General features: G+C 47.8%; 15 protein-coding genes. 1 reads left to right on the forward strand and 14 read right to left on the reverse strand.

Annotated features, from left to right (window positions below; all coding sequences use genetic code 11):
* Window positions 1–58: 58 nt before the first annotated feature.
* The 9 genes from ACJJJB_RS19025 to glmU form a co-directional block, all read right to left on the reverse strand.
* Window positions 59–874 (reverse strand): class II aldolase/adducin family protein, encoded by an 816-nt coding sequence (locus tag ACJJJB_RS19025; RefSeq protein WP_020413920.1) that lies wholly within the window; start codon window positions 872–874, stop codon window positions 59–61.
* A 275-nt stretch (window positions 875–1149) separates the two neighbouring features.
* Complete coding sequence (locus ACJJJB_RS19030; RefSeq protein WP_445365315.1) at window positions 1150–2169, reverse strand: zinc-binding alcohol dehydrogenase family protein; 1020 nt, start codon at window positions 2167–2169, stop codon at window positions 1150–1152.
* 194 nt (window positions 2170–2363) lie between these two features.
* Window positions 2364–3209, reverse strand: coding sequence for an alpha/beta fold hydrolase (locus ACJJJB_RS19035; RefSeq protein WP_020413918.1), 846 nt, complete (start codon window positions 3207–3209; stop codon window positions 2364–2366).
* 24 nt (window positions 3210–3233) lie between these two features.
* Window positions 3234–5063 (reverse strand): glutamine--fructose-6-phosphate transaminase (isomerizing), encoded by a 1830-nt coding sequence (glmS, locus tag ACJJJB_RS19040; protein ID WP_445365316.1) that lies wholly within the window; start codon window positions 5061–5063, stop codon window positions 3234–3236.
* A 44-nt stretch (window positions 5064–5107) separates the two neighbouring features.
* Window positions 5108–5881 (reverse strand): DeoR/GlpR family DNA-binding transcription regulator, encoded by a 774-nt coding sequence (locus tag ACJJJB_RS19045; protein WP_445365317.1) that lies wholly within the window; start codon window positions 5879–5881, stop codon window positions 5108–5110.
* A 121-nt stretch (window positions 5882–6002) separates the two neighbouring features.
* A complete protein-coding gene (locus ACJJJB_RS19050; RefSeq protein ID WP_445365318.1) occupies window positions 6003–7238 on the reverse strand; it encodes a dihydrolipoamide acetyltransferase family protein in 1236 nt (411 codons plus the stop codon).
* Entirely contained in the window at window positions 7235–8230 is a 996-nt protein-coding gene (locus tag ACJJJB_RS19055) for an alpha-ketoacid dehydrogenase subunit beta (protein WP_445365319.1), read from the reverse strand. Before ACJJJB_RS19055 ends, ACJJJB_RS19050 begins: the two co-directional genes overlap by 4 nt.
* Window positions 8230–9321, reverse strand: a complete 1092-nt coding sequence (gene pdhA / locus ACJJJB_RS19060; protein ID WP_020413913.1) for a pyruvate dehydrogenase (acetyl-transferring) E1 component subunit alpha — start codon at window positions 9319–9321, stop codon at window positions 8230–8232. The genes ACJJJB_RS19055 and pdhA overlap by 1 nt, the downstream gene beginning before the upstream one ends.
* A 125-nt stretch (window positions 9322–9446) precedes the next feature.
* The gene (gene glmU / locus ACJJJB_RS19065) at window positions 9447–10808 is read right to left on the reverse strand and encodes a bifunctional UDP-N-acetylglucosamine diphosphorylase/glucosamine-1-phosphate N-acetyltransferase GlmU (RefSeq protein ID WP_444902620.1); all 1362 of its coding nucleotides are present in this window, start codon (window positions 10806–10808) and stop codon (window positions 9447–9449) included.
* 215 nt (window positions 10809–11023) lie between these two features.
* On the opposite strand from glmU, the gene ACJJJB_RS19070 reads away from it, so the two are divergent.
* The gene (locus ACJJJB_RS19070; protein ID WP_445365320.1) at window positions 11024–14338 is read left to right on the forward strand and encodes an amidohydrolase family protein; all 3315 of its coding nucleotides are present in this window, start codon (window positions 11024–11026) and stop codon (window positions 14336–14338) included.
* A gap of 74 nt (window positions 14339–14412) precedes the next feature.
* On the opposite strand, the gene ACJJJB_RS19075 is transcribed toward ACJJJB_RS19070, so the two are convergent.
* The 5 genes from ACJJJB_RS19075 to ACJJJB_RS19095 are packed head-to-tail and all read right to left on the reverse strand — an operon-like array spanning window position 14413 to window position 23136.
* Window positions 14413–15651, reverse strand: coding sequence for a glycosyltransferase family 2 protein (locus tag ACJJJB_RS19075; protein ID WP_211214935.1), 1239 nt, complete (start codon window positions 15649–15651; stop codon window positions 14413–14415).
* On the reverse strand, window positions 15648–17756 hold the full coding sequence (locus tag ACJJJB_RS19080; protein WP_445365321.1) for a glycosyltransferase: 2109 nt from the start codon (window positions 17754–17756) through the stop codon (window positions 15648–15650). Before ACJJJB_RS19080 ends, ACJJJB_RS19075 begins: the two co-directional genes overlap by 4 nt.
* 12 nt (window positions 17757–17768) lie before the next feature.
* Window positions 17769–20918, reverse strand: coding sequence for a glycosyltransferase family 4 protein (locus ACJJJB_RS19085; protein ID WP_445365322.1), 3150 nt, complete (start codon window positions 20916–20918; stop codon window positions 17769–17771).
* Window positions 20908–21885 (reverse strand): SDR family NAD(P)-dependent oxidoreductase, encoded by a 978-nt coding sequence (locus ACJJJB_RS19090; protein ID WP_282952052.1) that lies wholly within the window; start codon window positions 21883–21885, stop codon window positions 20908–20910. The genes ACJJJB_RS19085 and ACJJJB_RS19090 overlap by 11 nt, the downstream gene beginning before the upstream one ends.
* Before the next feature lie 21 nt (window positions 21886–21906).
* The gene (locus ACJJJB_RS19095) at window positions 21907–23136 is read right to left on the reverse strand and encodes an NAD-dependent epimerase/dehydratase family protein (protein ID WP_282952051.1); all 1230 of its coding nucleotides are present in this window, start codon (window positions 23134–23136) and stop codon (window positions 21907–21909) included.
* Between the last annotated feature and the right edge of the window lie 51 nt (window positions 23137–23187).

The following is a 23187-nucleotide window of genomic DNA, read 5'->3' on the forward strand; positions in this document are numbered from 1 at the left end:
CAACGGGCTAATCATTTCAGCCAGTATAGGAAACTGTGAATACCCAATACATGCCTACTTAATCAAACATATCCGGCTGCTCTTCACAGATCACACTATACAAAGGCTGGAAGCTGAATAGCCCAGCCAGTTCTGTACCCACCACTGCACGAGTCCGGATAGCCACTTCCGGGTCAATTAATACTGGTTTTCCAGCCGCTTCGGCCATTAATTGCGCCTGGCAACTACGCTCCATAGTAATATACCACCAGGCCGCCTCATCCACAGTTTTCCCCACAGTAAGCAAGCCATGGTTCTGCAATATCAGTGCTTTGTAATGGCTTAGCGCTTTTGCCAGGGCTACTCCCTCTCCCATCTCCAGCACAACACCGGAGAAAGTATCCAAAAGCCCGTGGTCAGCAAAAAAAGCACAGGCATCCTGTGTAATAGGGTCCAACAAACGTCCGAGGGTAGACCAGCTTTTACCGTATAGGGAGTGTGCGTGTGCCGCTGCGACAATGTCCGGACGGGTTCGGTGAATATGAGAGTGAATAGTAAAAGCTGCCCCATTTAAATAACCATTGCCTTCAACCACCTCACCTTTGTGATTGACCAGCAATAATTGCGACATACGTATTTTCTGGAAAGCCACCCCCATGGGATTTACCCAAAAATGATCCTCAAATTCTGGATCCCGTACGGTAATGTGGCCGGCTATTCCCTCATCGTAGCCAAACTTTCCAAATAATCGAAAAGCAGCTGTCAGTTTTCTTTTCCTCTCTTCGCGTATCTGCGCCGGTGGTAATAATGGATCTCCCAGCAACATACTGATGTCGCCATTCATAACCGCAGCATCAATGCCTGTTTTTTTTCTTATTTTTTCTACAGTACTCATCTGCTGGATCTCTCTAATAGAAAAATTCCGAAAGCCGGTTATAGCACGTAATATCTATTTTAAGCGAGAGGAAGTGTTATAACTTTTTTAAAATAAAGCCAATTAAGCAAATGACTTTTATGCCTTTAATTAAGATTTATCTGTCGTGTATTTTTTTGCATAACAACCAAGCTTTTTTGCTGATTAAAAAGTATGGGACATATCACTATGCCCAATATTTTTTAAGAAAAATTTTATCTGAAAAACGCTTTAACGAAAATTATTGTTCCGATGATTCAATCGAATCCCTCCAGGACAACTTTTCCCTTGGCTGCCTGGGATTCGATAAAAGCATGAGCCTTGCGCAGGTTTTCTGCGTTTATTTTCCCAAAATGCTGGCCAAGAGTAGTTTTAATTAACCGGCCATCAATCAATTCAGACAGTTCGCTGAGTAACTGGTGTTGCGCGCCCATATCTTCAGTTTCAAATAGCGCGCGGGTAAACATAAATTCCCAGTGTAACGAGATGCTCTTTTGCTTGAACGCTATCACATCGAGCGAATTGGGGTCATCAATTAAGGCAAACTTACCCTGGGGCTTTATGCACTTTACAATCTCAGCTTGGTGATCTTCCGTATTGTTAAGACTAACGACATAATCGACCTCATCAAGCCCGGCACCTGCCAACTCTTCACTCAAAGGATTATTGTGATTAATAACCTGATGCGCCCCCAGGCTTTCCAGCCAGGCTTTCGTCTCCGGCCGTGAAGCTGTGCCAATTACCGTAAGGTTGGTCAGGCATCGCGCCAGCTGAACCAAAATAGAGCCCACGCCCCCAGCGGCACCTATTACCAGGATGGACTTGCTATTGGCCCCTTTACCCGTCTCTACCTGTAAACGATCAAAGAGCATTTCCCAGGCGGTAATAGCAGTCAGGGGCAGGGCAGCGGCTTCCGCACCAGCCAGGCTATACGGCGCACGGCCAGCGATACGCTCATCTACCAACTGATACTGGGCATTGCTACCTGGGCGGGAAATATCACCCGCATACCAAACACGGTCACCAACGGTAAACTCAGAAACCTCATGGCCAATCTCTTTAACAATTCCTACCGCATCCCACCCCAGAACTTTCCAATGCCCCTCAGCTGGCGTCGCCCTGGAGCGCACCTTGGTATCCACAGGGTTTACCGATATCGCACTAACTTCAACCAGTAAATCTCTCCCAGACACTTTGGGAACCGGCAGAGAAATATCCTGCAGTGATTGAACATCGGAAATGGGCAGGGAATGTTGATAACCTACGGCCTTCATCATGGTGCAAATTCCTACTTATATAGCTTCGTTGAGATGGCTCCATCTTAAGCACCGTTACCCAATAGAAAAACCGCCCAAAAGTGTAAGGAGTTTCAAAAAATATTATAAAGTTCAAGCGGCTAACAAAGCGTTATGCCTTCCCACGAAAGCACAGCACGACATACCGAGAACGGCCCGGGAAAAATTTTTTGGAACTAGCTCAGAAAATCGCGCAACAGCCTATTAAATCTGTCCGGCGCTTCCAGAAACACAAAGTGACTTCCCCCCTCGGAAGCTTCGATAATCTCCAGTCGCGAGCCTCTTATCTGCTTATGAATCCACTGTTGACACTCCACGGGATGGGGACTTGCCCTCCCAAAAATAATCAAAGTGGGTTTTTCAATACGGGGGATAAAATCCCGCCAATCGCGAGTAACATTGTCAACAAATAGGCGTGCCGCCAGTGCGCGGGGGAATTGTAAATTGACCGCAACCAACTCTTCCCTCTGTTGTGAAGTCATTGCAGGGGTCACCATGGACATCAAAATATCCCGGGTGGCCAGCTCTCCACCGGGTCCAATCAAGCGGTTGGTAAACTGGTAGAGCCCGTTGGGTGTGATAATTGCCCCGGCATCCAAACACTGCTTTTCCGACCAGCCGGGATCGGCGAGAAGGGCAGCGGGTTCGTCGATAAAGATGAATTTTGAAACCAAGGAATCACCAAACATCTCCAGGTAATTCCAGATAACTGAGGCCCCGGCCGAATGACCGAGCAGGTAAAGTGGGTTTGGCCTTAGAGCCTCAATCAGCTCCTGCAGATCCTTGGCCAAACGCGCAACTCGATAACCATATGAGGGTTTATCAGAGAGGCCATGGCCGCGCATATCCAGTGCGATCACCCTCAGACGATCGCTCAATCCGGCGAGCTGATACTTGAACAGGGCAGCCCCTTGGGACCAGCCATGCAGAATTAATAGAGTGGGACCGGAACCTGCCTGCAGATAACGGAGAGTCACACCATCCGAAGTAGTAAATGCAAACTGCTCAGCAGGTTCATTCATAAGCCATCCGTGGCCATGTGGGATTTACTCTACGGTAACTGACTTAGCCAAGTTCCTCGGCTGATCTACATCGGTGCCCTTCAGTACCGCCACATGATAGCTAAGCAACTGCAAGGGTACTGTGTAGAGAATTGGCGCCAAGCTCTCTGGGGAATCCGGTACTTCAATCACGGTAACCCCCTCCTCACTAGCAAAGCCTGCTTTGGGGCTGGCAAAAACAAATAACTGGCCGCCACGTGCACGCACTTCCTGCAGATTAGATTTCAGCTTTTCCAGTAATTCATTATTTGGTGCCACAACAATTACTGGCATATCCGCATCTACCAGTGCTAGGGGGCCGTGCTTGAGTTCCCCAGCCGGATAAGCTTCGGCGTGAATATAGGAGATTTCCTTAAGCTTCAATGCCCCTTCCAGGGCAATTGGGAACTCGACACCACGTCCAAGGAACAGTGCGTGGTTTTTCTCTGCAAAAGCCTCGCTGCTGTGCTTAACCACCTTATCGAGATCCGTAAAGTCTTCCATCAGCTGCGGCAATTTATGCAGAGCTCCCACTAACTCCGCCTCTCGCTCAGATGAGAGGCCATTGGCCTTGGCCAAGGCAATACAGAATAATTGCAGGGCTACCAGCTGAGTGGTGAAGGCTTTTGTAGAGGCTACACCAATTTCCGGGCCTGCTTCAGTCATCAGGGACAATTCAGATTCACGCACCAGGGAACTGTTGGGTACGTTACAAATGGTCATGGAGGCCAGATAGCCGAGATCCCGAGCCTGACGCAAAGCCGCCAGAGTATCGGCAGTTTCTCCAGACTGTGAAATGGTTACAAACAGGGTACCTGGACGTACTACCGTTTTACGGTAGCGCAACTCACTGGCCACCTCTACGGAACAGGGCACCCCGGCCCAATCCTCCAACCAATAGCGCGCAACCATACCCGCATGGTAGCTGGTACCACAGGCGACAATCTGCACCTGCTGCACCTGTGGCAAGATCTCTTGAGCGCGAGTACCCAGCGCCTGGGATAACACCGAGTGGTCACCAATACGTCCCGCCAGAGTTGCCGCCACAACTTCCGGCTGCTCAAAAATCTCTTTCTGCATATAGTGGCGATAGCGACCCTTGTCAGTTACGTCATGACCGCCATCGAGCTTGTGCACTGGACGACTAACTTCTTCCCCCTGCCTGTCCCGCACAGAAATACCGCTGCGACGCACCTCAGCAACATCGCCCTCTTCAAGGAAGATAAAGCGATCGGTAACCTGGCGTAAAGCCATAGGATCAGAGGCAATAAAATTTTCCTCAATACCAACACCTAAAACCAAAGGGCTGCCATAGCGCGCACAAGCCATAACTTCCGGCTCTTCACTGCTGATAACAGCGAGGGCGTAGGCCCCCTCAAGCATCTGTGTTGCTTTAGCTACGGCGTCCACCAGACTATGGCCATCTTTACTCAGAGAGTGAATTAGATGTACGACCACCTCTGTATCAGTATCTGAGGCAAATTTATAACCTTTATCCTGCAAGTCTGAACGCAATGCTTGGTGATTTTCAATAATACCGTTATGTACCAGAGCAATATGTCCAGACATATGTGGATGAGCGTTTTCATTGGATGGAACCCCGTGGGTGGCCCAGCGGGTGTGAGCAATCCCCTGATGGCCCTCAGCGGGCTCAGCTTGAAGCTTGGCTTCTAAGTCAGCAACCTTACCCAGACTCTTGCGCAACTGTAGTTCGCCATCATCACTGCGCAGGCAAACTCCCGCAGAGTCATAGCCGCGATATTCCAGGCGGCGCAATCCTTCTAGTAGAATTTCAGTTACATTGCGCTGCGCGAGGGCGCCAACAATTCCACACATGTTTATCTCCTAATAAATCAATTTCTTTTATTTAATTCTGCTGCTCATTTAGCTCTACTGGAGGCTGCAGCACGGATTACCTGCACTCCCAGAGCCTCAAGCTGTTGCTGTGCATCGTCACTCAGGCCTGTATCAGTAACCAGGGTATCTACTTGCTCCCATGGCAGTTCCAGGTTTGGAATACGCCTGCCCACTTTGCTGGATTCAGCCAAGACCACGACTTCGCGAGCAACTTCTGCCATCACACGCGATAAACCAATCTGCTCGTTAAATGTGCAAGTACCGCGCTTCAGGTCTATTCCATCGGCTCCAATAAAGGCGCGGTCGAAGTCGTAATCTCGCAACACCTGCTCTGCCACCTTGCCCTGAAACGCCTCAAAATGGGGGTCCCAGGTGCCTCCAGTCATAAGCAGCGTCGGTTCGTTTTCCAGTTCACGCAAAGCATTAGCTACATGCAGGGAGTTGGTCATCACCACCAGGCCGCGCTTACGCTCCAGTTCAGGAATCATTGCCGCGGTGGTGCGGCCATAATCGATCACGATACGGTGGTGATCGGGAATAAGTGCCGCCGCTGCACGGCCGATCACACGCTTAACCTCTGAGGGCCCTTCCTCTACTACCAGTTCCCGTGGCACCGGGATGGCGCCTCCGCGGCGACGCAGTAGCAGCCCATGATTTTCCATAGCGGTAAGATCCTTTCGGATCGTAACCTCTGAAGTTTCGAAGCGTCGTGCTAACAGCTCGACACTAGCCTCTCCCGCCTCATTGAGAAGGCTCATGATGCCGTGTCGACGTTGCTGTGTATTGCGTTTAGACATAAATGGCTATCTTTCATTTCGAAACTTAAAGATAGCAAAACGAAAGATAAGTTCCCACATTATTTTCCTCTCTGGCGATATTTACCGGAGAGTTATTGGGGGATGATTGCGTGATCAATATTTAGCAGGAAAGAGCCTGTAACATAGCCTGAAGAAAACGCGCTAATTCTCCACCTGTTACAGCTCTGTGATCAGCGCTGATTGAGAGAGGCAGCAGAGGGCGCATAGCTGGCCAGCGATCAATAATGACGACTCCCTGGCAAACCCGCCCAGCACCGACAATCGCTACCGTTGGGGGCAATACAACCGGAGTGGCGTAGCGGCCAGCAATAGTGCCGAAATTGGATAAAAGTATCGTCGCTCCCTGTAGATCGCTTTGTGCAATACCGGTTTCCCTGGCTTGGTGCTTAAAATCTGCAACCTGCTGCAATAGCTCTTCATCCGAGCGCCCCCCCACATCCCTAAGTACTGGAACAAATAGGCCTCTCGGGGAATCCACTGCCAATCCGATATTCACTCCCTTCTGGAGAGCCAGCTGACCTTCCTGGTAGAGAGCATTGAGGGTCGGTTCAACTGTACAAGCAGCTTGCACAGCACGTACCAATCGCAACAGGGCCGGCGCGCTGCCCCACCAGCTGGAGATATCTGCATCATCACACAAGGTAATTTGCATTACCTGGTCTCGCGCCCGGCTCATGGAAAGCCCCATAGCCCGCCGTGCCGGCGACATAATCGTCTCGGGCTGGCCCCCGGTTGCAGTACTTTTGCTGGGAGAGGAAGGCGGCGAGGATGGGCTAACTTTTCTGGCAATCTTCTCCCTGGAGCCTACCGCTGCAAGCACCTGGGATTCAGTCACCAGGGCACCGTTTTCTGAGAGTCGCTGCAAGTCCACCCCCAAACGCCGAGCCAAGGCACGCACTGAGGGTGTAGCCAGCCGCCTGGGGGCCCCTGAAAACCACTGCTCCGCGCTCAGGACATCTCGCCCCTGCTCCAACTTGCCGACAACTGTGCCACCATCAAGGTGGGAGCTAGCCTCTTCTGCAGCTTGAGCAGGCTCTTTAATCACACCTGGTGCTTCTTCAGAGCTCCTGGGCGATATCTCCTCACCCCCGATATCCTCACCAGCGGTGACAAACCCAACCAGGGGTTCGCCTACATTGACGGTTTCATCCTCGGCTGCAAACAGCTTCTCAATTCTGCCGCCCCAGGGAGCTGGCACCTCCACTAGCGCCTTGGCAGTCTCAACCGTCACCAGGCTTTCATGGGCGGCAATCGTATCTCCTTCACTAACATGCCACTCTCGCACAACCGCATCGGGCAACCCTTCACCAAGATCCGGCAGGGTGAAAACTTTCATACCGCACCTCCGTTGGCATAATCGAGTGCTTTGCGCACCGCAGCCAAAATTCTCGAGGCTCCCGGCAGATATTCATCCTCCAGTTGGAAGTACGGCATTACGGTATCGTAACCAGTGACACGCTGAACTGGAGCATGTAGCAGGTCGAAGGCATATTCGTTAATCTGCGCCACCACTTCAGCCCCCAGGCCACAAAATCTTGCAGCTTCATGTATAACCACACATCGGTGTGTTTTCTCCAGGGAGTCAATTACGGTGTGGATATCCAGTGGCTTTAAGGTGGCGGGATCAATCACCTCAGCTTCAATACCTTCTTCAGCGAGTTGCTCAGCAGCCTGTAAAGTTTCCTTGAGGGAGGCCCCCCATGAGATCAGAGTGACATCAGTACCCTCCCGTAAAACAAATGCTCGATCCAGTGGCAGAGCATCACCGCTATCCGGTACTTCCTGGCGCGCCGCACGGTAAATGCGCTTCGGTTCAAGGAATACAACCGGGTCTGGATTGCGAATGGCCGCCAGTAACAACCCATAAGCCCGCGCCGGAGAGGAGGGCACGACTAAGCGCAATCCGGGAATATGGGCAAAAAGGGCCTCGGTGCTTTCCGAGTGATGTTCTGGAGCATGGATACCGCCACCGTAAGGTGCCCTATATACAATGGGGCAAGACAAGCGTCCGCGAGTGCGGTTTCGGTAGCGACCAGCGTGGCTGAGGATATGGTCCAGTGCGGGATAGATAAATCCCATGAATTGGAACTCCGCCACGGGGCGCAATCCTTGGGCAGCCATACCAATGGCAATCCCTGCAATCATGGTTTCAGCCAAAGGCGTATCCAAAACCCTGGCACTTCCAAACCTATCCTGCAGCCCTTCAGTAGCTCGAAACACTCCACCGTTTACCCCCACATCCTCGCCGAACACCACCACCCTCTGATCCGCCTGCAATTCAAAGGCCAGAGCCTGTGTGATGGCTTCTACAAGCGTGATTTCGCCCATCAGTTTTCTCCCCGCAGTTGTTGATACTGCTCCAGAAAGGCCTCGGGCAGAGTTTCATAGAGGTGATCAAAGATCGCGGTAGCTGCATCCCTGGGAGTGTCCCGGTATTCCTGCACCGCCTTTTCCAGCGCCTGGTTCAGCTCCCTTTGCATTTCTTCTTCCTGGGAATCCCCCCAGAACCCATGAGCCTGCATATAGCTGCGTAAACGACGCAATGGCTCCCGTGACCAGGCTTCCTTCAGAGCCTGTTCTGGCTGGTAACGACTGGCATCATCAGCGGTGGTGTGATCGCATAAACGATAGCTGACCGCCTCAACCATAGACGGACCCGCACCCCTGCGTGCTCGTTCCACGGCATCCCCGACAGCCTCTCGCACCGCAATCACATCATTTCCATCGACCTGTAAACTGGGTATGCCTGCAGCGATCGCTTTTTGCGCAAGGGTTTTACAAGCAGTCTGCTCGGAGCGGGGTAGGGAGATAGCCCACTGGTTATTATTGATCACCACCACCAGAGGCAGCTGCCAGTCTCCCGCAAGATTGATAGCCTCGTAGAAATCCCCACGCGATGTTGATCCGTCCCCACCAGTAGTAACAGCAACCCGCATAGGCTCACCAAGCTGTTCATGTTTGTATTTGAGGGCGAAAGCGACCCCAGCCCCATGCAGCATTTGTGTGGCGATGGGAACGCTTAGAGGCAGATCCTCGCGGGCGTGGCGGAAGTTTTGACCGCGCTCATCCCCACCCCAAATAGCGTAGATTTCCTGAATAGTGACACCCCGCTCCAGCAGGGCGCCGGTTTCGCGGTAATTTGGGCAGTAGACATCCTCTTTTGCCATGGCTGCACCGACACCTACGCCAATAGCTTCCTGCCCAAGACTGGACGGGTAGGTACCGAGCTGGCCTGTGCGCTGCATTTTTACCGCGCGATCGTCCACTAATCGGGCAAGGGCCATCTGGCGATAAAAAGCTACCAGGGTATCGGGGGTAGCAAAATCTGGTAGCGCCTGGGTCGTATGTCCACGTTCATCCAAATACTCTAACGAGGCAATATCAAAGCTGGCGAGCAGTTGCATTCTTGGCTTGTGCATCGGGCCATTCCTTGTGTTCCCGATGCGCAAGTTTAATGGATGGGTATCAGCACAGAGTGCGCGAGAAGGGATCCTCCGCCGGAATTCAATATCCCACCGGAGAATTCCTGAAAGATGGGGGTTGGCTAGCTCTTTTTGGTCGGACGCTGCCAACCATTGATATTACGCTGCTTGCCCCGAGCCACCGCCAGTTCTTCGCTGCCCACCTCACGGGTAATCGTTGAACCGGCACCCACAGTTGCGCCGCTGCCTACTTTTACTGGGGCTACCAGTGCAGTATTGGAGCCAATAAATGCCCCATCACCAATTTCTGTCAGCGATTTGTTCACACCATCGTAATTACATGTGATGGTGCCAGCACCGATATTCACAGCCTCACCTATAACTGCATCCCCGACATAGGAAAGGTGATTTATCTTACTGCCAACACCAACTTTCGCCTTTTTGGTTTCAACAAAGTTGCCCACTTTGGCACCGGCTGCCAGTTCTGTGCCTGGACGCAAACGAGCAAAGGGGCCTACGGTACAGGCTTCCCCCACTTCGGCATCCTCAATAATGGAGTTGGCCTCTACCCGGGTACCATCTGCGAGATGACAATTCTTCAGCAAGCAGTTGGGACCAATTTGTACGCCTTTCCCCAGAGTGACTCGCCCCTCAAAGATACAGTTAATATCGATAGAAACATCGGTATCGCACTCGAGACTACCGCGGATATCAATACGCGCTGGATCGAGCAGGGTAGTGCCAGCATTCATGAGGGCCAAAGCTCGACTGTGCTGTAAAGCCCGCTCCATTTGTGCCTGTTGCGAGCGACTGTTCACTCCGGAAACTTCCAGGACATCGCTGGCGCGCACGCCGGTTACTGCCATCTCCTCACTTACTGAACGAGCAATCACATCAGTCAGGTAATACTCTCCCTGCGCATTGTCACAGGAAAGCTCCGGAAGCCAACGGGATAACAACTCTGCCGGTGCAGCAAGAATACCGGTATTTACCTCGCGGATAGCGAGTGTATCCGCATCGGCATCCTTCTCCTCCACGATGGCGAGTACCCTGCCAGCCTCATCACGCACAATACGCCCATAACCGGCGGGATTGGCCATCTCCACAGAAAGTAATGCCGGGCCCTTGTCCGCCGCCGATAACAGCGACTGCAGAGTCCCTGATTTTACCAGCGGTACATCGCCGTATAGCACTAACACTGTGGCGCCCTCACGAAAATTTGGGATTGCCTGGGCAACGGCGTGGCCAGTACCCAATTGCTCTGCCTGCTCCACGAAATGAACGCCACTATCGGCGAAATGCTCCCGCACCATCTCAGCACCATGTCCGATCACCACTGTGATTTCCACTTCTCCCAACTGCCTGGCAGCCTCGATCACACGTCCCAACATGGGGATTCCGCCAATCGGATGTAGCACTTTGGGCAAATCTGAATGCATACGGGAGCCTTTACCCGCAGCCAAAATCACAACGTCGATAGTCATTTTGATTTGAAATCTCACTAATTTCGCTAAATTAAGGCTATTGTCTCCAGTCCTCCAGGCTAACTCAACCCAACCCGGCAGCCTGGCGCTCGGCGCATTGCGTTTGCCGCCGGGCAGTGATCCCGGTAATTTACCAACCGCAAAATCAATAACTTGCCCACTACAACAGAACAGTTAAAGCCATCGCCTTGCAAAGCGGTGGGGGGAAATTGTCCATGAATACAATCAAGCAGATAAAACCGAAGCGCCATCTATTGGCACTGACGGCCTTGGCACTGGCTTTGCCACTAGCGGCGACAGCAGAAAGCCCAAAGGAAGAGCAACCCTGGGATATCAACAAGCCGGCTTATGAATTTAAGCCAATCCAGCTGGATACCCGCGAGACTACCTGGAGCAACCTGGATATCAGCCCGGATGGCAAAACCATCCTCTTCGATATGCTCGGCGATATCTACATTGTGCCCGTCGCCGGTGGTGAAGCTGTAGCCTTGACCAATGAAATCGCCTGGAATATGCAGCCTCGCTTCAGCCCAGATGGCAAGACTATTGTGTTTATCAGCGACCGAGACGGCGCCGACAATATCTGGCTCATGGATCGCAATGGAGAAAACCTACGTCAGCTCACAACTGAAAAGGAAAACCTGCTGCACTCGCCGAATTGGAGTCCAGATGGCCAGTACCTGGTGGCACGCAAAGGATTTATGTCCGGGCGCAGTATCCCCGCCGGTGAGATCTGGATGTACCACTATGGTGGAGGTGAAGGCCGCCAACTGAAAGAGCGCATTGGTGGCGATATCGCCCAGAAAAACATTGCCGACCCGGCTTTCTCCCCAGACGGACGCTACGTCTATTACTCCATCGACACCACACCGGGTACCGTATGGGAATACAATAAGAACTCCACCAAGGAAATTTTTGCGATCAAGCGCTACGACCTGCAGGACGGTGAAGAGGAAACCTTTATCTCCGGCCCCGGCGGTGCAGTAGCTCCTGTACCCTCTCCAGACGGCAGCAAGCTGGCCTTTATCCGACGCCAGGACAACCAGACTTCCCTATTTCTGAAAGACCTTAACACCGGCCTCGAAACCCCGGTTTATTCCGGTCTTGAGCGCGACCTGCAGGAAATCTTCGGCCCGCACGGCAACTATGTGCAGTACGATTGGATGCCCGATGGCGAATCGCTGATCGTATGGACCGGCGGTAAATTCCTGCGCATTTCAATAAACGGTGACAGCGTCGCGCCAATTGAAGCCCATGTGAAGGTAGAGAAGCAGGTCGCCGACGCGGTACGCTTCCCTGTCGAAGTGGCCCCTGAAACCTTCGATGTGAAGATGATTCGCTGGGCGCAAAAGTCTCCCAACGGCAAGCAGGTCGCTTTCCAGGCCTTGGGCAAGATTTATATCCAGGATATCGACAGCGGTGAGCACCGCCGCCTGACTCGCCAAAATGATCACTTTGAGTTCTACCCCAGCTGGTCCCGCGACGGCCGCGAGATTACCTATATCACCTGGGATGACCAAAAACTTGGCCATGTACGCGTGGTTTCCGCTCGTAACGGTCGCGGCAAAAACATCACCGAACAACGCGGTCTATACGTAGAGCCAACTTTCTCCCCCAGCGGTGATACGGTGGCTTATCGTCGCTTTACCGGCGGCTACCTGCTGAGCCCCGAATACTCATTAGAGCCGGGTATCTATCTTGCAGACGCCGATGGTGACTGGCAGCGACGGGTCGTGAAGTCTGGCTATGAGCCGCATTTCGGCGCCACCGATGACCGTATTTACTTCTCTGAATACGTTGGCGCCAACGGTGGTAAGCGTGTGTTGAAGAGCACCAACTTGGAAGGCAAAGATGAGCGCGAGCACCTCCACGGGGCGGAGATCACCTCCTTCCGACTGTCCCCGGACGGCAAGTGGGTCGCCTTCACCCAGGACTTCAGAGCCTTCGTTGCTCCCTTTATGCACACCGGCAAGTCCGAGGTGATCGGCCCCGACAGCAAAGCGGTTAAAGTCACCCAGGTATCCAAGCGCGCCGGTGAAAACCTGCACTGGTCCGCCGATAGCGAAACCTTGGGCTGGGCTCACGGACCTAAGTTGTTCGAACGCGAACTTAAGGATGCCTTCGAGTTTGTCGCCGGTGCCCCTGAGGAGCTGCCAGAACCGGTCTCCGAAGGTATTGACCTGAGCTTTGAGCAACCCTTCGACAATCGCGCAGGTCTCGTTGCCCTGACCGGCGGCAAAGTCGTCACTATGCGCGATGCGGAGAACACCCGTGAAATTATCGAGGATGGCGTGGTTCTGTTCCGGGGCAACCGCATTGTCGCGGTGGGTCCGGCAGCAGAAGTGGAAATCCCCGCTGAAGCGAAGCGCATTGATATTACCGGCAAAACCGTATTGCCTGGACTGATTGACGCCCATGCCCACGGTGCCCAAGGGCGCGAAGAAATTATCCCGCAGCAGAACTGGAATCTGTTCTCCAGCCTGGCATTTGGCGTGACCACCATTCACGACCCCTCCAATGACAGCAGCGAGATCTTCTCCGCCGCAGAAATGCAAAAGGCCGGCCTGATTACCGGGCCGCGTATTTTCTCTACCGGCACCATCCTCTACGGCGCCAAAGGCCCGGGCTACAAAGCCAAAATCAACTCTCTGGAAGATGCCCAGTTCCATGTGAACCGCCTAAAAGAAATGGGCGCCATCTCGGTGAAGAGCTACAATCAGCCTCGCCGCGACCAGCGCCAGCAGGTGCTAAAGGCAGCTCGCGAAGCCGGCATTATGGTGGTGCCCGAGGGCGGCGGTAAGTACCAACACAATATGAATATGATTGTGGATGGGCATACCGGTATCGAGCACTCACTGCCAATCGCCAATGTTTACGGCGATGTGGAACAACTGTGGAGCCAAACCCAGGTGGGTTATACGCCGACTTTCGTCGTGGCCTACGGCGGTCTCTGGGGTGAGGAGTATTGGTATGACCGTACCGAAGTATGGAAAAACGAGCGCCTGACCCGCTTTACCCCCGACTTTATCGTTAACCCTCGTTCTATCCGTCGCCCCACTGCGCCAGATGCCCACTACAACCACTTTAATGTGGCCCGCCAGGCCAAGCAGCTGCGCGATGAAGGTGTCACCGTACATATCGGCGCCCACGGCCAGCGCGAAGGACTGGGGGCGCACTGGGAGATGTGGATGATGGAGCAGGGCGGTTTTACCCCCTGGGAAGCCTTCCGCGCCGGTACCATCGACGGCGCTCGCTACCTGGGTATGGATAGCGATATCGGTAGTATCGAAGCAGGAAAGCTAGCTGACCTGATCGTGATTGATGGCAATCCATTGGACAATCTACGCCTGTCCGAAAACATTACCTATACGGTAATTAATGGCCGTGTGTTCGAAGCGGAAACCATGAACGAAGTCGGTGCTGGCGAACGCTTGGCATTCTTCCACGAACGCCTGCCTATCAGTGCGATGCCTGCTCCTACTGCGAAAGCGGTAGAAGAAAAAATGGAGCGCCACCACTGGGTGCACTGATCTCAACCATATACTGAGGTGTTAACAAAAGGCCGGGAAACATCCCCGGCCTTTTTATTTGGCTTGAAATTATATTATTTAGATCGCCTGCGCCCTCCCAACTTGTGCCAGAGAATGGCACGGTACATTGCTACAGGAAGCCGAAAGATTCCCGTGACTAACCACCAGAATGACTCGTAGATGGCAATGGTCTGATCTGCCAAAGGGTGATCCCGCTCAAGCCGTTCGGGATAGTGGTCATGTCGTAACACCCCACGATTAAACAAAAACCCTCTTACAGGTTTACTGATTCGCCAACTAAATGATTTTGTCAAGCGGGTCAGGTTATCAGCGAGATAGCTTTCAGATGGGATCTTTTGGTTTGTCATTAATTCGAAGTAATGAGCTTTGGACTGATTCTCAATCTGCCAATCATTATTAAAATCCGGCGGTGACAGCCAGTCACTTCCCTGGAACCCGTTCATCGTACGTAAATCCAATGTGTACTTAGGAATAGATTCCTGATTTTTTATTATAGATTTTGAAATATAATACACATCTGCATTCATCCGATCCGGATTTTTCAACTCTCTTTCCAGCCTTTTCTTGAAGCCAGCTCGAAACTTAAAATGGAAAAGATATGCACAGTTATCACTTAAGGGTATCGGAGTACACGCATGTGTTGAACGTATATATTGAAAATCTGGTCGCCAATACACAAGGGGTATTTTATAGGATTTTACAAAATAGTTGGAAATGCCTGATATCTGTGCTCTGGCTCTAGAGCGAATCTCAAAGAAAGGGAAAGCCTGTATACGCTTCTTTATATAACTTTTATATGGAACACAATTAGGAGCTATAGCCATCAACTCAGCAAGGGTTTCTGCATTAGTAGGATCTCCCTGTAAATTATCACTAAAAAAATCGATCAGTGGTGTATATAGGGCAAAAGCCAACTCCTTTTGCATACAGCGGGTGGTCTGATCCAATGAAACTTGATTGCTTTTTGCAGGTAACTGAAGAAACTCATCGGCATCAACTACAAGGGTCCACTTTCCCAAACAATATTCCTTGGCGATTTTATTAACCCAATCAACCCCTGCATTAGCCTGAGGGTAACCTCCATCAACCGTATAAAGTTGAACATCTTTCTGTTTCAATAAATAATCAATGGAATTATCAGTGCTACCAGTATCCACCAAGTGAAAACATGTAACGCCTAAAGAACGATAATGATGAAGAAATACGGGTAAGATATCTAGCTCGTCTCGGAAAACACAAATGAGTGGGAAAGTAGTGTCTTTTGCTGCTTCGATAAGCTTAATGGACTTCAAACTTTCACCCTGACGAATTTACGCAATCTTCGCATCGTTTTCTGTATAATACCCGGCTTATACTTCGCAGCTTTAGCTTTATTGTTTTCTTTCTGCTGTTTTCTAAACAATAGAAGACTTTTGTCCTCAGAATCCAATCCTTTTAAATAAGGGCTAATCTGACGGAATTCCCCCTCCTCTTGGAAATGGTTCCTCTCTTTCATAGAATTTTTACTGGTTCGATAGTAATATAATGGGTCTGGGTAGTAAGATATCTTTACTTTTTCAAAAATTAGCTTGCTATAAAACTCAATATCATCTTTCCCGGTTCTATATCTCTCTGTATAACCTCCATATTTTTTGAAAAGGGAAGTTTTTATTAAGCAAGTTGCATCCCCAACAATATTCACCTTAGTCGCCCAAGCTTTAGCTGGCCCCATAAAACGAATCTGGGTTCCGAGTTTACTCTCAGCTGTATTTGGTTCTCCTACACCACTAAATCTAATAGAACTACAAGTTAAGCAATCAATACCTGAAAAGATTGCCGCACGGACTAACTTGTCTACCATATCTTGCATCATGACATTATCATCATCAAAAAACAGAAGATAGTCACCAGAGGCATTCCTTGCTGCAGTATTCCGCGCAGCACCTACATATCTGTTTTCCTGATAAATAAATTGCCAACCCCTATCTTTATAGCGGTCTTCAAAAATCTTGAGAGCTTTCAATGTATTATCAGAAACACTACCGTCATCGACAATAATTACTTCAAAATTTTTATAACTCTGTCTATCTATACTATTTAAGGCCTGATCAAGAAGCTCTGGTCTCTCGTAGTGAGTTACGCATATTGAAATAAGAGGTAAAACAGCGATAGATTTAGTCTTTTTAATTGAAACTAGGTGCTCTTGGCCATGCCACTGTTCCCAGACTTTAATAGATTTTCTCAACCTTTCATGCTTTATACCTGGACAAGGAAGCTCCTTTATATGAACTGCCAGTTTACTTGCAAGGGAAATATGGTTGGGTTTAAAAAGTATTTTTTCAACACTCTTTTTATCTAGTAACTCGGATGTGCCACCGGTGTCCGCCGCAATAAATGGTATACGAGCAGCAAGACATTCGTATACTGCAATGGGCGAGTTCTCCAACAAAGCAGGGATAATAGCTAGGCGTCCATCTCCACTCAGGTATTCTACAGCTTCCAGCGAGTTAAAATTACTTCTATATTCTATTTTAGTTTTCCAGTTACCTTGATTTTCCTCAATAAATTTACGAGCATCAAAGCGATGAGAAAGTCCACCTAAAAAAGTTATTTTTGGCAGCTTTATTCCCTTTACAGAAAGAGTATTAAGAGCATTTACAAATAATATAATTCCCTTCCGAGGTTCTAAACGCCCAAAGAAAACCCACTCTCGAGTAGCCGATATAATGTTACTGGTATTTTTTTTTCTATCTGGCATCAGGTCATCGATAAAGACATTCGGCCAATAAAAGCTTCGCTCAGGAAGATTATATTTATTTCTTACCATCCATTGAAAAAGGTGGTTGCTGCCACAAATAAGCGTATCCGCCATTTCAGCACTTTTACGCTCCATAAAAACCCAACCGAGCTGCCGTTCCTCCTTAAGGAACTGTTGATTTCCCTCAGCAGACCATAGCGTAGGAGAGGATCCCTTTACAGCAAAATGCATATTCTGAAATGCAATACCAAGTTTCTTAGCCAGTAGAGCGATATATGCCATGCCTCGCCACTCTGAAACATGGACAACATCAAAACAATTTTCGTGTTGCTTAAGCCATTCATAAGCTGCATATGGCATTGCCATAGTTCGAGCCATTGCAGTTTTTGCAAGAATTTGCGGGGCGATACTAAAAAAATCAATATTATATTTTTCAAAAAAACTCTTGGTTCTTTGCATCTTTATAGGATTTTTTGCTAAGCCATTTACAAAGCAAATAGTAACTTTATGCCCAGAACGCTGTAAGAAAACGGCCAGATGATAATAAGCGGTTCCTATGCCTCCATTTTTTATTGGTCCAAAAATATCTTCTGTTATTATGCAGATACGCCTTAACCTCAGGGTATCTTCAAATTTGATATCCTGATGAAGTTCTTTCATTATATGGCGGCCTTACATCGCTACTAACATTTGCTTGAGGTAACGTAGACGCCCATTTCTCAAAATTAACCCATTTTCCTTTACACGTATCGTAATTTCAGAGTTTTCTTGCTTAATATCAGGGGTTAATGCAAACCTAAAACCATACCAAGCCAGCTTTGGGTTCCTCGTACCAAATCGCTCAATATAACGGTTAGCAGTAGCCTCTGCGATCACAGTTCCATTAAGTTCCAAAACAACAACTAGATTACGTGTTATGTTGCTTCTGTCCCAAGCCCAACCCTCTATAGAACGAGGATCAATTGCAAAAAGTTCACGGGGTGGAATTGATCCCTTGATTGGAGAGCCTGTATACCCCTTCATTAAACGTTGTAGAGTTGTACCAGACTTTTGTATTAACATCTGGAAGCTGAACCTTGATTTAACCCCATGCTCTTCCGCTTTATTTTGATCATAAATAATTTTGGCAAAATCATGTTCAGAATCAGATACTTCTATAGAGTGCTTATCACTATTCACTTCACTGACTTCAGTTCCTTCCAAGTGATTAAATTCACCATTTTCTGAACTATATTGGTGCATTTCACCAGAATTTAACTCATCAAAATTAGATTGTTCATTTTTAGAGAAAAGGCTCCAGCTTAACTTTTGATTAAATAGTTCTTCAACAGCCAGTTCATTTAAAATAGGGCTCCCCGAAATTGCTGCAAAAACATTTTTTGATAACTTAATAACCCGAATAAAGCGGGTATAACTCATTTCATTTTCTTCTAAAATGAATTTAATATTAAAACGTTCCCCTTCCTCCCAGCTATCAGGTATAGGAAACCTATGTAAAGTCAGATCATCTTCTTTTTTTTCAAAAGAAATCGACTGGCTCTCTCCATTTACTATTAGCTGTCTTTTTCCTATACCATTTGCAACACAAAGCAGATGAGAATTCCTTTCATCTAAGCCAACGACAACTCTTGGATTCCGATTTTTCATCTTTCTAGGTCTATCGGCGTGCACAAGCCATACAGCTTCTTCCTCATGTCGTTGTTTATCTCGATAAAGTGCTGGTTTCAGTCTCGATCCAACTACTTGTGATCCAGGAAGAAGGGCAAGCTTCCGGTAAGCTATGTTTTCGTTTTCTATCAAAGGCATTGAGCGAAGATATATTGAATTGGCATTATGCTGAGAATCTTCAAGCTCCTCTAAGTAACATTCACTCTCTAAATAGCATTCAGGAATTACCATTAACTCCAGTCCGTAATCCTTACTTGCCCTTAAAATATACTCTTGCAACAAACCATAACGAATATCATATGGTAGTAAATCTCCAATCTTGACAGATACAGCTTTAGGAATGCAGACAACATTCGTTCCGATAGAGTTTCCAAATGATATTTCTGAAACAATATCACTTCCAATTGGCATTACAATTTTGTTGTCAGGGAGAGAAAGGAAACTTGTAATAAGATAATTCTGTCCTAGCAAGAGAGTCTTGCGTAATGCTGTACAAAATCCTAAAACAAATCTTGACGCTGTACCATCACATAATATACAAGCATCGGAGTTGCTCTCCTTTAAGCTGCAATCAAACGCAATGCCCGCAGGAAAGCCGATAAAATCAATAACTTTTGAGTCTATTCCCGATTCTTGGAGTAAATCACAGGCCTGTATTGCAATTTCCTCCAAGGCCGGGTCAATTATTATAAATTTGACAGAGTCAGGTTTATCACTTATCAAAGATTCCGCAAATTCTATCGTATTACTCGCTTCACGCAACAAGACCAATACTTCTAAACGTGGTGTCACGGCCTCATTAATGATCTCTGGTTCCTCGGGTTTAATATTTATAGCTTTGCAAATGGCATCACCACCTTGATACTCAGCAAACAAATCAGCAAGATAAGCATGGAATCCATACCACACATCTAGATTTTTTTTATTGTCAAAACTGCTATGAGCCACTCTATGTCCATTTTCAAGAACTTTACTTAATCTCTCAGCGAGTTCATGGGCGTATGGAGCGATAAGACAAGTATCATGGTCTTCTACATTTATAAGTTCAGGTGTGCCACCAACACGAGTGGCTATAAAGGGAATATTATTTTCTAAAGCCTCATATACAGCCATGGTGGAATTTTCAATTAGCGAAGGCATAATAGCTATCATATCTCTAGAACATAAAAAAGACAGAGCCTCCGGTTGATTACAATCTGTTATACAATTAACTTCAAAGCTCCATGACAAAGCTTTTCGTTCGATATAATCTGAAACCTTCTCATTTTTCTGATTGGGGAGTGCCTCACCATACTTACCAAGAAAATTCACCTTGGCTGGTGGATTCCCAGCACGTTCCAGAAGGTCAAGTGCATTGCAGAAAAGTTCAATACCTTTTCGCATCTCTAGCCGACCAAAGAAAGTTAGTTCCTGGGTTTTAACAAGGTCACCAGGCTTTCTATCAGGGCGTAGATCATCTACATGTACTTCGGAAAAATCTAAGATATTTGGTTGTACATAGGAAGCATATGGAAGTTTATAACCAACATAACGCATAAAACAAAGTAAGTGAGCACTACCGCCAATGACCATATCAGCGAACTCAACACATTTCTGTTCGGCAAAACTTGCCGGTAGAAGCTCCCTCTTTGAGATAGGCTGCATCTGATAGTGGCGATTCCAAAGATGCGGGGAAGAGGTTTTAACAATAAATAAAGTTTCCTGAAACGCCAGCCCCAATTTCTTCGCCATAAGTGCATAGATCAATCCTCCACGCCACTCTGAGGTATGAACAACATGAAACCGATCTTGTTCTGCCAACCACCGGTAAGCCGCACTATATCGTCTCTGCCAATTTTGTGAGGGACCTATGATCGTCTCTTCTGCGTGAGCCAAGTAGTGAAGAGATACCCCAAAGCTGGAAAAATGCTCTATCCAATGTTCAGGCGTTTCGTTTTCAACTTTTTCCCCTTTTAAATAGAGCACATGTACTTCATGGCCATGAGCGGCCAAGCCCTTTGCTAAATGGTAATAAGTTGAAGCGATACCCCCATTCCTTACTGGCCCTAAAATTTCTTCTGTTGCAATACAGACACGAAGTTTATTATCCGATTCAATGCCGGCATAGGCGTTGAGATCAGGAAATTCTTCGACTGCAAATTTATCAATCTGCATTCTCTAGAACCCTCTGATTAAGTCTACCTACTACCGTATTTTCATTATCGATAAAATAGTTCCAGGTTTCTTTGATACCACTTACAAGTTCTGTGCCTGGTAAAAATCCTAGATGCTGCTTTGCTTTGGAAATATCAGTAAAATTGTGACGAACTTCTCCAACTCTGAATCCATGGTAAACTAATTTTAATTTATCATTTTCACCAGTAATCTGTTTTAGCAAAGAGATAATTTCGTTCACAGAAGTTGGCCTTCCACTACCGAGCTGAAAAACTCCACTTTGCCTTACTTCTAATGCCTTTATAATGCCCTGACATAAATCACCGACAAAGATAAAATCTCGTGTTTGACTACCATCACCATAAATTTCGCAAGGCTCTCTTTTTAAAATTTTCTTCATAAAAGCGGCTATAACGCTACCTTTATGTAAAGAAAGTGGGCCATAGACATTCGAAAATCTTAGAGACGTAATAGTAAGCCCATAACTTTGAGTATATGCGGAGCAGTAGGCCTCCGCCGCGGCCTTAGATGCACCATATGCTGACGACGGGTTTATGGGCATTAACTCATGTACTGGTGGTACAACGTCTCCGATAATAGCACCGCCGGTTGAGGCATTAACAAGACACTTAACACCCTTTCTGCGCATAGCTTCCAGAATATTTACGGTTCCTTGAACATTTACCTCAAAATTATGGGCAGGATTTTTTATTGAATCGACAACTCCCGTGTCAGCTGCTAAATGGACGATGGCATCAACACCTGCTACTGCTTCGTCTACGGTTTTTTGGTCTCTTATATCTCCCCGAATAAAATGATGGGGATACCGGGATAATGAAGTAATACTCCCGGTAACCTCGTTATCCAAGACCAGAATTTCATCATATAAACCCTTCTCACTCAGGATTTTGATCAAATTCGAGCCAATGAAACCGCAACCACCAGTAATAAGGATGCGCTTAGGCATAACTTTAGCCACCTGGAAAGACTAAGAAATGGGTTCAGCTACTTCACCAATTTTTTCTTGATAGGAAACATCTGCAAGCTCATTACTTCGCGTCCAATAGGATATACAGGGAATTTTGGAGTAGTCTGCTCGATTTCGATAACGCTCTGTTATCTCAGTAATTTCATTCAGAAGACTATCCTTTATAAGCGTAGGCCTCCATCCAAAAGAACGTAAAAGGTCATTGCGTACATTTAAATCATTTCTTTCCGCTTCTCGTCTTGGATTTGGAAGATAACTAATTTCACAGTTAGTAAGTGATTGAACCAATTTTGCCAAATCAGAAAGCGTCTGAGTCTCTGCCATTTGATTCAATATCATTGGCCGATCCCCCTCGGAAGGTGGGTGTAGTAGCGCTTGTTCCACGCACTTACAGGTATCTGAAATATGAATAAATGCCCGCGTCTGGCCTCCAGTTCCATGTACAGTGAGAGGAAAGCCTACTGTGGCTTGCATTAAGAATCTGTTTAATACAGTGCCATAATCACCATCGTAATCGAAACGATTTATAAGTCTCTCATCCAGGCTCGATAGCTCGGTTTGTGTACCCCATACAATCCCCTGATGCAAGTCAGTAATTCGAAGCTTATCGTTCTTCGCATAGTACTGGAACATTTGGGCATCCATGGTTTTGGTCATATGATAGATGGAGCCCGGGTTTGGCGGATATACGATAGAATCAGAAATTTCTCTTCCATCCATCGTATCAATTTTTACTTCTAGATAGCCCTCAGGTATAGGAATAGGCTCCTCATGACCATAGCCATAAACGCCCATTGTACCTAAATGTATAAGGTGAATATCAAGTTGCGATTCTACGATTGCATTTAGAATATTATGCGTTCCACAAATGTTGTTCGATACCGTATAGTTCTTGGTTTCACTACTCTTCATTGAATAGGGTGCGGCACGCTGCTCACCAAAGTGAATAATACTGTCCGGTTTTTCCTCTTTTATGAAATTTAGAAGCTCTGGATATTCCTTCGAGACATCCATTTCAACAAAACGAATATTTTTCCTGGTCAAATCAAACCAAGCAGCCGTCCGCTCTTCCAGCTCACATATAGGGGTCAAAGACTGAACATTAAGCTCTTTATCAATTCTTCTTCTAGAAAAGTTATCAAGAATAATAACATCATGACCAAGATTGCTAAGGTGTAAAGAGGTTGGCCACCCACAAAAGCCATCGCCTCCAACTATTATTAGTTTCAAAGACCCACCTCCATGATATTGTAACTAGCTATATTTACTAGTCGATCCATT

This window comes from Microbulbifer variabilis, from assembly GCF_052468405.1.